The sequence below is a fragment of the Streptomyces sp. NPDC038135 genome, assembly GCF_055601245.1.
On sequence record NZ_JBVJXS010000004.1, the window covers coordinates 1 to 12,198 of the forward strand.

Genomic DNA, 12,198 nt, shown 5'->3' on the forward strand with positions numbered 1-12,198 from the left:
GCACCCCGCCGTCCACCCCACCTGCCGGCGCGCACCGCGCGGACAACCCGCTGCTCGCTCACCGCCCGCCGGCACCCGCCGGCAGGTCCCCACCCGGGAACCGGACAACACCGCCCCACACCACACCCGGACACACCCCACCACAACCCACACCCCACACCACACGACGAAAGGAACCCCACCCCATGAACACCCACCAGCTCCACACCCAAACCGCCGAACTCCTCCCCGCCCGCGAAGCACTCGGCAAGTTCTCCTTCAACCTCACCAAACTGACCACCATCACCAAGAAAACCGCCCACATCAACGCCCACAACGAATCCACCGCACTCAACCAGTGCTCCCCCTACGCCACCGCCCAATCCGAAACCACCCAAACCATCAACATCCACCAGTAACACCCCCACCCCCGACACCCCACCCCCGACAACCAAAACCCAAGACACAAACCAGAATTGACCCAGACCGGTGCCGGGGCCGGGTCAGGCCGAAGCCGCGCCAGGGCTGCCCGCGACCGGAATTCACGGCCGGGGGCGGGTGAGGCCAAGGCCGGGCCGCGGCCCGGACCGGGATCCAGGGCCGACGTAAGGCCCGGACCGGACCAGGAGCCGGCCCGCAACGACCCCGAACCAGGACCAGCACACAAACCAAGACAGGGGCCGAAGCAGGGGGCCGGACCGGCACAGGGGCCCGGGCCGAAACCAACAAACGCACCCAACCCCGGCCCCACCCCCGCATCCGCGATCTCCAGGGCATCAGGGCCTCAGCAGTCCGCCCACCCACCAGTCGTGCGGCTTGCCGTCGTTGGCGATGCCCCGATTGCGCAGTGTGCCTTCGAGGGTGAAGCCGAGCTTCTCGGCGACGGCACGAGAGCCGGTGTTCCCGGCCATGGCCCACCACTCGATGCGGTGGACGTCGAGCGTGGCCCAGCCCCAGTCGCACAGGGCCCGAGCGGCCTCCACGGAGTACCCGTGGCCGCGCTGTTCCTTGACGGCCCAGTAACCGAGCTCCCAGACGCCGCGGCTGACGAGGGTCAGGCAGTACGAGCCGACCAGGGCGCCGGTGTCCTTGCGGAACGCGCCGAGGGTGTAGTCCCTGTCCTCGGCCCACTGAGCGGGCAGCTTCTCGCCGACGAGTTTCTCCGCGTCCGTACGCCGGTAAGGCACCGGCACGGGTGTGTAGTACTGGATGTCCTCGTCCTGGCAGGCTTCGTACACCGCATCCACGTCGGCAGGCGTGAAGGCCCGCAGCACCAGCCGGTCGGTCTCAAGAGTCGCCGCATCCATTGCGGCAGTATGAGCACCACCGGCAAGCAGCGACCAGCGAATATCTCGATCATGCACCGCTCCTACAGCACCGCGGGCCGGTCAACGGCCGCACCGGCAGCCCAGATCGACTGTCACCGAGACGGGCCTAGGCCCTCAGATGCCATTCGCCGGACCGAGGCATAGCCTGCACGTGTACTCCTGACGCCCGATCAGACACGCGGAGCGCCACGGTCCGCCGCAAGGCGAGTGAGCCACTCGCGCAGCAGGTGTTGCTCGGCGTCGCTCAGGACGTCGGCGCCGTCGTGGAGAGCGGCGCGCAGCGCGCGGGCCGCTGCGGCTGGGCCGGTCTCCGCGGCGGGAACCACCGGTTCGGCGCGGGTGATGGCGGCGACCATGGCCTCGCGGAGGGCGGTCAGCAGCGCCGGATCGCGGCGGTCCGCCGGCGTGGAGTGCCAGGTGGTGACCGCGCCTCGGCCGGTTGCCTGGATTATCTGCGCGGCCAGGTCCTCGTCGACCCGCAGCCATCCCCCGGCTGCCAGTCGGCGCACCCGGCCGTGGAGGATTTCCAGGCCCGCGCGGTGCGCCATGTCCGCACCTCTGCCGGTGGCCCTGTCCATCACTGCGAACAGCTCGGGGCGGGAGATCCCGAACTCCACCACCGTGTCCCAGCCCCGGCGCAGATCCTCCACCGCGTCCTGTGGTTCGGGATCGAGCTGCGCGCGCTTGCTCTCGAGGAACTGCGCGTAGCCGTGCTCCGCCACGGCCTCAAGGAGCCCTTCTTTGTCGCCGAAGAGGCGGTAGATCGCCGGCGGTTGCATCCCGGCCGCGGCGGCGACCGCCCGGGTACTCACCGCGTCCGGGCCGCCCTTCTCCAGGAGCCCGACGGCCGCCTCGACGATGCGGCGACGAGGGCTTTCGGTGGCGTCACGCGTAGTCACGGATCGATGATACCGCGCATTTGATTCCAGCGCACTGGAAACAGCGTCGGGAGAACTCATGATCATCGTGACCGGAGCCACCGGAAAGCTCGGCCGCCGCACCGTCGAACGCCTCCTGGAGCGCGTCCCGGCCAACCGCATCGGCGTCAGCGTCCGCGACCCCCGCAAGGCTCGGGACCTCGCCCACCGCGGCGTCCGTGTCCGGCAGGGCAGCTTCGACGACGCTGCCTCGCTCGTCCATGCTTTCGAGGGAGCGGAGCAGCTGCTCCTCATCTCGCTCGACCGCACCGGTGAGGAATGCGTCACCGGCCACCGCACCGCCATCGACGCTGCCGTGAAGGCCGGCGTCGGCCGCATCCTCTACACCAGCCAGATGGGCGCCGCCCACGACTCCCGCTTCCAGGCATGCCGCGACCACGCTCGAACCGAGGATCTGCTGCGCGCCACCGGCTTGCCATGGACCGCGCTACGCAACGGCTTCTACGCGGCCAGCGCCCTGCAGTTCCTGGAGTCCGCCCGCCGCACTGGTGACATCGCCCTGCCCGCCGACGGCCCCGTCGCCTGGACCGGCCACGCCGACCTCGCCGATGCCACCGCCGCGATCCTCACCGAGGAGGGCCGCTTCGAAGGGCCCACTCCGCCGCTCACCGGCCCGGCGGCACTCGACTTCGGCACCGTCGCCGAGATCGCGTCGCAGGCCACCGGACGGCCCTTCACCCGCACCGTCGTCCCCGACGACGCCTTCCGCGAGCAGGCTTTGACCCACGGCGCCCCGGCGGCGATCGCGGACCTGATGCTGAGCATCTTCACAGCGGCGCGCAACGGCGAGTTCACCGCCGTCGACCCGACGCTCGCCGAGCTGATCGGGCGAGAGCCTGCCGCCTTCGGCACCCTGCTCGAACGAGCCTGGGCCGAATAGGCGCAGAGCGACGCGCAGAAGCCGTTGCCCCACTAGGACGCATCCGGTTAACGCACCGTAGGCGGCCCACCGCCTTGCACAGCGCTGACGCCCTCCATGCCGACAGCGCGTGCCCGAGCCTCATGTAGTCGTACGTACCCCTGAAAGGACGATGCTGCGCGACCCGCGCGTCCGGTTTCATGCCGGCCGCGGCGCCGCTCCTCCTTCCCGGACGGCGTCGGCTACCGGCAGGTGGGGTCGGAGAGGGCCGAGACGGTGTAGGGCGGATGCCCCGGCGGCTGATCAAGCTGACTGTTGACCACGTAGAGGCGGCAGCCGTGACGAGCCAGGGTGGTCGGCAGGTCGAACCGGTCACCGGTGACCTGATACTCCACCCTCCCGGTGCGGAGATCCTCACTCAGCTGGGCGATGTACACCCCAGCCGGCGCACCGTAGTTGAGCACCGCATACAGATGGCGGCCGTGCAGCAGCATGCCGTCCGCCCCGAACGACGACCCGCCGAGCTGCACCTCCTCGACGTCCTTCGTATCGGCATCCACCCGCCACACCGCCTCCGTGCCATTGGAGGCCACGAGCAGAGTCCTGCCGGTGCGGTCAGCCGTTATGCCGTTGAGCAGCCAGTACTGTGCCGGAAACCCCGGAGCAGCGCTGCGGATGTCGACCCAGGGGCGCAGCGGGCCCAGGTGACCGGCGCGCAGTACAGCTCGGTGGATCACGGGATTGGCCCAGTCGGTGACATACACGGCGTCTTTGGTGATGACGAGATCGTTGAGGTTCGCGGCTCCTAGGGGACCGTCCTCGGCCTTGCGGCGGGCTACCAGTCGGCCCGCTCGGTCGTGCACCGTGAGGCTCGAGCCGCCCACGGAGAAGACGCGGTGGCGGGCATCGGTGTGCACCCCGAGCGCGCTCGGACGATCGGCGATGCCCTCAGCGGCGAAAGGCCGCAGCTCGGCGTCACCGATGCGTCCCGTGAACAGCCGGCCGGTGCCTTTGGAGGTCACATACATGGTCCCGTCCCGCTCCACCGCGATCCCCTCCGGCAGGATGCCGGGATCTCGCGAGACGACGTAGACATCGGGCAGTTCCCGAGCGCCTGCGGGAACTGCCTGGCCGGCCACCGCGAGCAGCACCGAAGCCCCCAGACAGAGCAGCCGTGTCATGACGCGCATCCATCCACCTCCCCAACAATGTCCAGCATGATCTGCTGGAGCAATCGCCCCTGGCGCGGCCAGACCCACGGTTGCCTCGGTCGATCAGGCCGCGGGCCACCAGGCTGCGCCAATCCGGCATGCCGCCGCGACGTTCCGTGCCATGATTCGAACAGGTTCGAAGGGACGGGGCGCAAATGCCAACGGGATGGGACGGCCGGGAGGTTCGTTGATCGAGCTCACCGTGGACGCCGCAGGGCTCGCCCGTTCCCGCTTCGCCATCTCACCGTTGCACGAGGTCGTCGCGACACTGCTGCCCTGGGGCACTCGCCCGGCCCCCGATGCCGACCCGTGGGTCGCCCGCGCCAGACGCGTGCTGCGCCGGGCCCGGCTGCCCTTGCTCTCCGAACTCGCCCTGGACACAGGCGGGTACATCCCCGACTTCCTCAGCCCGCATCCCGTCCAGCCCTCCCCCAGCGTCGAGGAGGAACTGCAGCGGGTCCGCCGTACCCCGCCCGAGCGTGTCCTGGGCGAACTGCAAGCACTGCGGGATGGGCGGCCGTGCAACGGCCTCGCCGGCTCCGAGCTGCCCCCCGGAGTGCGGCGGGCCATGGCACGGGGCGGTGCACACGTCGCCCGGCAGGCCGCGGACGAGCTACGGCGCTACTGGGAGCTGGCCTTCGCCCCGCACTGGGACGCCGCCAAGAACGCCCTCGACGCAGAAGTCGACCGTTGCGCCGGCGTGCTGGCTCGGCACGGCGCGGCCACACTCTTCAACTCCTTGCACCCTCAGATCCGATGGGCCGACGGCACGCTGCACGTCGAAAGCCGGTACCAGATCTCACTGCCCGTGCCACAGGTCATCGTCGTGCCTTCCCTCGTCGCGCCTCAACCAGCCGTGGCCGTGGACCCCACACGTGACGGCAGCAGACCCCCGATGGTCATCCACCCCGTCCGTGACAAGGCCATCACCGACGCCATCACCCCAACAGCGCCCACCACCCAAACAGCCCAACTACTCGGCCCCACCCGCGCAGCGCTCCTCACCGCGCTCACACAACCAGCCACCACAGCCCAACTCGCAGCACGCCACTACCTCAGCCCCGCCACCGTCTCCTACCACCTCGGCGTGCTCCACCGAGCGGGCCTCGTCACCCGTACCCGAACCGGCCGAACAGTCCTCTACCGCCAAACACCCAACGCGATACGGCTCGCAGGAAGCCAATGAGCGCGACCAAGTCATTCTGAGATGGCCGTTGTCCAGCGTCACGACCGTCGCCCAGCAGCGTTCGAGTCGGCGAACCCGCCTGACTCCTACTGGGTGCGCCGGGGCGGCTGCTCCGAGAATCCGCCGTTTTGGCTCAGGCCCGCAGGGGCGCGGGGGCAGTCGGTCTGATATCACAGCACAGCAACAAGATTCACTGGACAACCACATGTGGTTTAGCGTGTTCCGCCTGTACTAGCACCACCATGGGGGGATCCATGCGTTTCCACATCATCAGTGCTGTCCTGCTCTGCGCAGTGAGCGCGGGCGCCGTTGCCTGTCAGCCGACGGACACAGCCAAGCCGAGCGGCAGCGCCCCGCCGGCCAAAAGCACAAGCGCCGAGCCGACGAAGGATGACAAGCCGGCCAGAGAGTCCAAGTCCGTGCCGAACTTTGTCGGCATGGGCCTTCAGTCGGCCCAGGACACCGCCCAGGAGCAGGGGTTCTACCTCCTCAAGAGCCACGACTCGCTGGGCCGGGCTCGTATGCAGGTCTTCGACCGGGACTGGAAGGTCTGTTCGCAGAGCGTCAGGGCCGGGAAAGTCGCGGCCACAACGACGGTGCTCGACTTCGGCGCGGTCAAACTCGCTGAAACCTGCCCGGCCCACGATGAGGCCGCGCCCTCTACGGTCGGCGGGACGATGCCGAACTTCCACGGCAAGAGCGTGAAGGCCGCTCGGCAGGCTCTCGACAGCGGCACGTCGATCACTGTGACTGACGCGACGGGCGCAAGCCGGTGGGTGCTGATGGAGTCGAACTGGCAGGTGTGCACGCAGAAGCCGGCCGCGGGGGTGAAGCTGAACGGGCAGCCGGTCAGCCTGGACGCGGTCAAGTTCGGGGAGGACTGCCCGTAGGGACAGCGAAACGCCCCTTCCCAGGGAGGGGGCGTTGTCCTTGCGCAAGGTTCGACCTGAAGGGGCTCGGAACATGGGTTACGACCTGCAGGCAGTGATCGCTGACCGGGAGGCGCTGCGCAGCATGGTGCGGCACCTGCCTGCGGCTCGGCTGGCGTCGATCGGACAGGGCCTTGCCCCGATGCCTATGACAGACGTCCTGTTCGATTCCGTCGCGGACGGCAGCGGCAGGGATGCGTTGGGGTTCTGGCGGTTGCCGGGAGGCTTCGAGAACACCCTCGCTGACTGGTCGGTCGGCGGACCGGTGGCCTACGTGGAAGTCGATTACTTCGGCGGTGCGGGCGAGCAGCGGGCTGCCGTGTGGGACGGCGGCACTGTCGTGCTGGGACCGCTTCACGTGACAGCGGGCCAGCTCCGCGTAGGTGCACTGCGCGGTCGTGCGGGAACGGCGGCGAGCAGGCTCAAGGTGTGGAGTCGCAGTCGTGGAGCACACGCGTCTGCGGGGGGCCGATGACGTGTAGGCCTCGACCGGCAGTCGAACGAGCCGGTAGTTCTGCGAGTGCGGTCAGGTCCATGCAAGTCCATGCACTCGCAGCATCCGATCAGCTGCGGAGACGCGCCAAAAAGGTTTGTCACGAGGTCGGACGTCGACGATCATCGCCTCATGACGACCAGAAAGGGCCGTGCCGTCTAGGCGCCCCGCTCCCCTCTCCAGTGCTCGCGCCTCGCCGTCCGCCGCTCACCGCAGAGCCCGATGGCCGTGACCGCCCACCCAGGAGAGCCGCCCGTGCAGAAGGCCACCCTCGTTCCCTACGCCCACCTCCCCCGAGCGCACCACGACCGCCACGTCCTGACCAGTACCGTCGACATCTTCGGCGCCGCCCACTGGCTGCTTGCCGAACGTGCTCCGCAGCCCGGCGGCGATGTCCTGCCCTTCGACACCCTGGTCGTCTCCGTCCATCCGGGCGGCGACATCGAAGTCACCGAGTTGAGCGCCGTAGGGGCCCGCTGGCCGCGCTTGGACCGCCTGCCGGACGGCGGGTTCGTCGTCGCCGCGGCTCGCGCCCGCCGGTTGAAGGACGCGAACCAGGTCCAGGTCTTCGACGCCCTCGGCCGTGAGACCTCATCCTTCTCCATCGGTGATGCCATCGAGCACCTGCTGGTCGATGAGGCCGGCCATGTATGGGTCGGGCACTTCGACGAGAACCCGGTGGGGATCCGCCGCTGGGACGCAAGGGGCCGACTTGCCTGGACGTCGGACGGCGCCCGTATCCCCGGTCTCTTCGACTGCTACGCCCTGAACGTGTCGGGCACCGCCGCCTGGGCGTGCCCATACACGGACTTCCCGCTCGTCGAGATACGCCCCGACCGCCCCGATAAGCCCGTGACGGTGTGGGCGAACCGCGTGCGGGGCGCCGATGCGGTGGCCGTTCACGGAAATCGGGTCGCCTTCTACGGCGGCTACGGCAAGGAGCGGAATCGGCTCGCCCACGGAGAGCTAACCGACACCTGCGTCGAGCCGACGGATGTCGGGCTGCTCGCCCTGCCCGATGGCCCTGCCTCCGGCCACCGACGGGTCGTCAGCCGAGGAAGCAGGATCTACATACAGGCCGACCCGTTCACCGCCTGGAGCGTGTTCGACCTCAGCACCTGATGGCGGTCTGACGGCCCCCGGCGCCGATCGGGGGCCATCGCGCGAACGCCGCGCACAAGCCGTCAGCCTCCCGCCCCCGGGCTCGGCTCTACGCCCTGACCCTCTTCCTGGGGCCTGTGCTGCGCTTCCTCGGTGCGGATGTTTCTGTGGCCGGGCCCTACTCACCGACTCACCGTACGAGCCCAACAGCAGGCCGCCCCATTAGGGTCAGACGCATGACGACACCCCTTGCCAGCAGTGCCTTCGACTCGCTCCGTCTCGACGCCGTGCCCGACCAGGAGGCGCTGCGGCGGGTCTACGCACTGCCCAGCGACGCGGCCGTGCGCAAGCAGATGACCGAACTCACCGAACAGACACGGCAGCTGATTGGATGCTCATCGCTGCTCTTCATAGCCAGCGCTGACGCCGAGGGCAACTGCGACGTCTCCCCGCGCGGCGGACCCGCGGGATTCGTCAGTGTCCTGGACGAACGGACCGTGGCGATACCGGACGCGACCGGCAACAAGCGTCTGGACACCCTGCAGAACGTCATCGCCACCGGACGGGCCGGGCTGCTGTTCGTCATCCCGGGACGCACCACGACGCTCCGGGTGAATGGCCGGGCCTGCATCTCCACCCGCCCGGAGCTGTTGTCGCAGCTGACCGCCGTGGGCAAGCCGCCGGCCAGCGCGCTGGTGGTCGGGATCGAGGAGGTCTATCCGCACTGCCCCAAGTCGCTGCTGCGCAGCGGGGCCTGGAAGCCGGAGCAGTGGCTGCCGGCGGACACCCAGCCGACCTCGGCCGAGGTGACGCTCGCCCAGCTGCGGATGCCGGAGCTGACGATCGCCGACATCGAACAGGCGGAGGCCGATTCACTGAAGTACCGGTACGAGTAACGGGCCGAACGGCAATTGCTGAATCACCGGGCTGCCTGCCCCCGGACCCCCCGGACCCATCGCGGAGCATGCGGTCAGTGGGCGCGTGCGGCGATGGGGTAGCGAAAGCCGTCGCCTTCAGGTCGCCAAGTCGCTGTTCTGCCCTAGCAGCCACTCGGCCGCCATGCGCGGCTCCCTATCTGTTCCAGGGCGCGCCACATGTCGGCGATCGGCTCCTCCAGGGAACCGTCCACGACCGCCGGGTAATGGTGGTCAGCCTCACCGGTGTCGGCGTACCAGGCGTAGGAGCCGGTGTCGGACCAGCCCAGTACCTCGTCCCCCACCTTCAGGTGGTTGACGTCATCGCCGGCGGCGTCGACCACTCCGGCGAACTCCCCGCCGGGTACGGGAGCAGCGTGGTGGGGAAGATGGCCTCCATGACGCCGGAGCGGATGTTGCCGTCCACGGGGTTGACGCCGACAGCGTGTACACGTGTTGACGCTTCCTGAAAAACTGACCCCTGAGCAGTCCGGGAATCTTGACCCCCTCCGGACTCTTGGAGGGTGCTGAAAGTGGAGGACTGGGCAGAGATACGCCGTCTGCATCGCGCGGAGGGTGTGCCCATCAAGGAGATCGCTCGGCGGCTTGGGGTGGCTCGGAACACGGTGCGGGCCGCCTTGAACTCGGACCGGCCGCCGAAGTACGAACGTGAGCCCCGCGGCCAGGTCGCGGACGCTTACGAGCCGCAGATGCGGGCCCTGCTGCAGGAATGGCCGAGGATGCCGGCGCCGGTGATAGCCGAGCGGATCGGCTGGCCGTACTCGCTGCCGCCGCTGCGCAAGCGCCTCGCGTGATCCGCCCGGAGTACGTGGGCATCGACCCGGTCGACCGGGTCGTCTACGAGCCCGGCCAGGTCGCCCAGTGCGATCTGTGGTTCCCGGAGACGAAGGTCCGGGTCGGGGCGTCAGCAACGGATCCTGCCGGTGCTATGACGCTGGGGTTCCCGCTTCATGTCCGCGGTGATGATCCCGTCCCGGCAGGCGGGCGACATCCTGTCGGGCATGTGGTCCCTGATCCACGGCATCGGCCGCGTCACGAAGACGCTGGTCTGGGACCGGGAGGCCGCGATCGGCGGGACCGGGAAGGTCACCGCCCCAGCGTCGGCCTTCGCCGGGACACTGGCCACTCGGATCCAGCTGGCCCCACCACGGGATCCTGAGTTCAAGGGACTGGTCGAGCGCAACAACCAGTACCTGGAGACCTCGTTCCTGCCCGGACGGCAATTCGTCTCGCCCGCTGACTTCAACGAGCAGCTGTCCGACTGGCTCGTCCGCGCGAACGAACGGACGGTCCGGTCGATCCAGGGCCGCCCAGTTGACCTGCTGGAGACCGACTACCTGGCGATGGTGCCGTTGCCGCCCGTGGTCCCGCCGATCGGGCTGAGCCACCGGATCCGGCTCGGTCGGGACTACTACGTCCGCGTCGACACCGTCGACTACTCGGTCGACCCACAGGTCATCGGCCGGTTCGTCGACGTCACCGTCTCCCTGGAGACCGTGACCGTGTTCTGCGACGGCAAGGTTGTCGCCCGACACGAGCGGTCATGGGCGAAACAGCACGTCATCACCGACCCGGTCCACGCGACCACCGCCGCGAGGATGCGCGAGGCCCTCGCGCTGGACCGCCAACGACGCCAGACCGCGATCCGTCACCACAGCGACGGGCACGCCGTCGCGCTTCGGGCCTTGCCCGACTACGACGCCCTCTTCGGCGTCGACTTCAACCCACCCACCACGAAAGCGGAGTGATACATGGCCACGACCACCAAACCGCCTAATGCGGCGAGCAACCCGAAGGATGGCATGCCGTCCATGCTGGCCTACCTCACGAGGGTGCTGAAGATGCCCACCATCGGCGCCTTCTGGGAGGAGCTCGCAGACCAGGCCCGCGACCAGAACTGGTCCACGAGGAGTATCTGGCCGCCCTGCTGCAGCGGCAGGTCGCCGACCGGGAGAGCAAAGGCACTACGATGCGGATCCGCACTGCCCACTTCCCGCAGGTCAAGACCCTAGAGGACTTCAACCTCGACCACCTGCCGTCACTCCGCCGCGACGTCCTCGCCCACCGGGCCACAGGGACGTTCGTCGCGGAGGCGGAGAATGTGATCCTGCTCGGGCCGCCCGGGATCGGGAAGACGCACCTGGCCATCGGGCTCAGCGTCAAGGCAGCCCATGCCGGCTACTCGGTTCTGTTCGACACCGCCAGCAACTGGATCTCTCGCCTCGCCGAGGCCCATCACTCCGGCCGCCTGGAGGCCGAACTGAAGAAGATCCGCCGCTACAAGTTGATCATTATCGACGAGGTGGGCTACATCCCGTTCGACCAGGACGCCGCGAACCTGTTCTTCCAGCTCATCGCGTCGCGTTACGAACAGGGCTCGGTGATGGTGACCTCGAACCTGCCCCTCGGACGCTGGGGAGAGACCTTCTCCGACGATGTCGTCGCGGCCGCGATGATCGACCGCCTAGTGCACCACGCCGAGGTCCTCACCCTCACCGGCGACTCCTACCGCACCCGGGCCCGACGCGAGCTGCTGGCCAAAGACCGGGCCGGACGGGAGTGAGCCTTCACAACGTCCACCAGCAATAAAGCCGCAGGTCAGCGGCGCGAGCACGCTTGGCCAGGCCGACCAGTGCCTCCACGACCACTGTCGCCGTCGCGGCATCGAGTCCGCGCAGGCCGCCGGTCGCAGACCAGGCCCCGGCCACGGTCATCAGGTGGTCCCCGGAGACGGAGACCAAGACGTCGAAGAGCGTGTCCGACACGGTCAGCACGAACGGACTGTCAACGTTCTCAGACGACAGCAACTGTCCCACCCTCGGGCGCTTGCTTGCCTCTTTATAGCTGCAGCCCGTCATGACAGCTTCGAGCTGGGCGACGGCATCAACCGGATCGATGTCCTTGAGGAAGATCACGTCCAGCCCAGCGCGGGCCGGGCCGCCGGCCTCGATCACGGCAACAGCGGACTCATCATCGGCGGCAGAGAAGTAGTCGGCGTCTGGCACACCACGGATTCTGGCACCTGCCACCGACGGTCAACGCCTGCGAGGACCGGACCGGGTCGTCACGCAACTGGGGGGTCAATTTTCGGAGACTGCCCGAGGGTCACTTTTCGCGAAGCGTTGACAACACACACTCTCCGGCACGGGTACGCGGATCAACTGGTGCGGGGACGCGGCCGCACGGTGGATGGACCTGTGCATACACAGGTCGGTCCATCACCTTGTCGGCGTGCCGAG

12 protein-coding genes and 2 pseudogenes are annotated in these 12,198 nt (G+C 68.6%); 9 read left to right on the forward strand and 5 right to left on the reverse strand.

The annotated features are described in order from the left end of the window. Positions 1–185: 185 nt before the first annotated feature. A complete protein-coding gene (locus ACZ7JA_RS11795; RefSeq protein WP_389447196.1) occupies positions 186–398 on the forward strand; it encodes a hypothetical protein in 213 nt (70 codons plus the stop codon). Positions 399–755: 357 nt separating this feature from the next. On the opposite strand, the gene ACZ7JA_RS11800 is transcribed toward ACZ7JA_RS11795, so the two are convergent. Beyond that, a complete protein-coding gene (locus tag ACZ7JA_RS11800; RefSeq protein WP_470807978.1) occupies positions 756–1,286 on the reverse strand; it encodes a GNAT family N-acetyltransferase in 531 nt (176 codons plus the stop codon). 191 nt (positions 1,287–1,477) lie between these two features. Continuing rightward, a complete protein-coding gene (locus ACZ7JA_RS11805) occupies positions 1,478–2,206 on the reverse strand; it encodes a TetR/AcrR family transcriptional regulator (RefSeq protein ID WP_351668428.1) in 729 nt (242 codons plus the stop codon). A 58-nt stretch (positions 2,207–2,264) separates the two neighbouring features. Between ACZ7JA_RS11805 and ACZ7JA_RS11810 the strand changes: the two genes are divergently transcribed. Beyond that, entirely contained in the window at positions 2,265–3,125 is an 861-nt protein-coding gene (locus tag ACZ7JA_RS11810; protein ID WP_470807979.1) for an SDR family oxidoreductase, read from the forward strand. A gap of 221 nt (positions 3,126–3,346) precedes the next feature. Here the strand turns inward: ACZ7JA_RS11810 and ACZ7JA_RS11815 are convergent, their stop codons facing one another. Then, on the reverse strand, positions 3,347–4,285 hold the full coding sequence (locus ACZ7JA_RS11815; RefSeq protein WP_389447201.1) for a hypothetical protein: 939 nt from the start codon (positions 4,283–4,285) through the stop codon (positions 3,347–3,349). Between the two features lie 217 nt (positions 4,286–4,502). On the opposite strand from ACZ7JA_RS11815, the gene ACZ7JA_RS11820 reads away from it, so the two are divergent. The 5 genes from ACZ7JA_RS11820 (at position 4,503) to ACZ7JA_RS11840 (ending at position 8,920) form a co-directional block, all read left to right on the forward strand. Next, positions 4,503–5,501, forward strand: a complete 999-nt coding sequence (locus tag ACZ7JA_RS11820) for an ArsR/SmtB family transcription factor (RefSeq protein WP_351668434.1) — start codon at positions 4,503–4,505, stop codon at positions 5,499–5,501. 254 nt (positions 5,502–5,755) lie between these two features. Further along, positions 5,756–6,391, forward strand: coding sequence for a hypothetical protein (locus ACZ7JA_RS11825; RefSeq protein ID WP_351668436.1), 636 nt, complete (start codon positions 5,756–5,758; stop codon positions 6,389–6,391). 73 nt (positions 6,392–6,464) lie between these two features. After that, positions 6,465–6,905 (forward strand): hypothetical protein, encoded by a 441-nt coding sequence (locus ACZ7JA_RS11830; RefSeq protein ID WP_470807980.1) that lies wholly within the window; start codon positions 6,465–6,467, stop codon positions 6,903–6,905. Between the two features lie 273 nt (positions 6,906–7,178). Then, complete coding sequence (locus ACZ7JA_RS11835; RefSeq protein ID WP_470807981.1) at positions 7,179–8,045, forward strand: hypothetical protein; 867 nt, start codon at positions 7,179–7,181, stop codon at positions 8,043–8,045. 215 nt (positions 8,046–8,260) lie between these two features. Next, the gene (locus ACZ7JA_RS11840; RefSeq protein WP_470807982.1) at positions 8,261–8,920 is read left to right on the forward strand and encodes an MSMEG_1061 family FMN-dependent PPOX-type flavoprotein; all 660 of its coding nucleotides are present in this window, start codon (positions 8,261–8,263) and stop codon (positions 8,918–8,920) included. 269 nt (positions 8,921–9,189) lie between these two features. Here the strand turns inward: ACZ7JA_RS11840 and ACZ7JA_RS11845 are convergent. Then, positions 9,190–9,392: pseudogene (locus ACZ7JA_RS11845) on the reverse strand (alcohol dehydrogenase catalytic domain-containing protein); the annotation flags it as partial. Positions 9,393–9,462: 70 nt separating this feature from the next. Here ACZ7JA_RS11845 and istA point away from each other — a divergent pair. Both istA and istB read left to right on the forward strand, forming a co-directional pair. Continuing rightward, positions 9,463–10,707: pseudogene (gene istA, locus ACZ7JA_RS11850) on the forward strand (IS21 family transposase). Between the two features lie 179 nt (positions 10,708–10,886). Next, a complete protein-coding gene (gene istB / locus ACZ7JA_RS11855; protein WP_470808516.1) occupies positions 10,887–11,522 on the forward strand; it encodes an IS21-like element helper ATPase IstB in 636 nt (211 codons plus the stop codon). A 4-nt stretch (positions 11,523–11,526) separates the two neighbouring features. On the opposite strand, the gene ACZ7JA_RS11860 is transcribed toward istB, so the two are convergent. Next, positions 11,527–11,964 carry a hypothetical protein gene (locus ACZ7JA_RS11860; RefSeq protein WP_470807983.1) on the reverse strand — a complete coding sequence of 146 codons (438 nt, stop codon included), beginning with the start codon at positions 11,962–11,964 and terminating at the stop codon, positions 11,527–11,529. Positions 11,965–12,198: the final 234 nt, after the last annotated feature.

Bases quoted from the DNA above. Each gene is read 5' to 3' on its own strand.
- ACZ7JA_RS11825 (WP_351668436.1), top strand. From the start codon at position 5,756: ATGCGTTTCCACATCATCAGTGCTGTCCTGCTCTGCGCAGTGAGCGCG.
- ACZ7JA_RS11830 (WP_470807980.1), top strand. From the start codon at position 6,465: ATGGGTTACGACCTGCAGGCAGTGATCGCTGACCGGGAGGCGCTGCGC.
- ACZ7JA_RS11810 (WP_470807979.1), top strand. From the start codon at position 2,265: ATGATCATCGTGACCGGAGCCACCGGAAAGCTCGGCCGCCGCACCGTC.
- ACZ7JA_RS11840 (WP_470807982.1), top strand. From the start codon at position 8,261: ATGACGACACCCCTTGCCAGCAGTGCCTTCGACTCGCTCCGTCTCGAC.
- ACZ7JA_RS11815 (WP_389447201.1), bottom strand. From the start codon at position 4,285: ATGACACGGCTGCTCTGTCTGGGGGCTTCGGTGCTGCTCGCGGTGGCC.
- ACZ7JA_RS11800 (WP_470807978.1), bottom strand. From the start codon at position 1,286: ATGGATGCGGCGACTCTTGAGACCGACCGGCTGGTGCTGCGGGCCTTC.
- ACZ7JA_RS11795 (WP_389447196.1), top strand. From the start codon at position 186: ATGAACACCCACCAGCTCCACACCCAAACCGCCGAACTCCTCCCCGCC.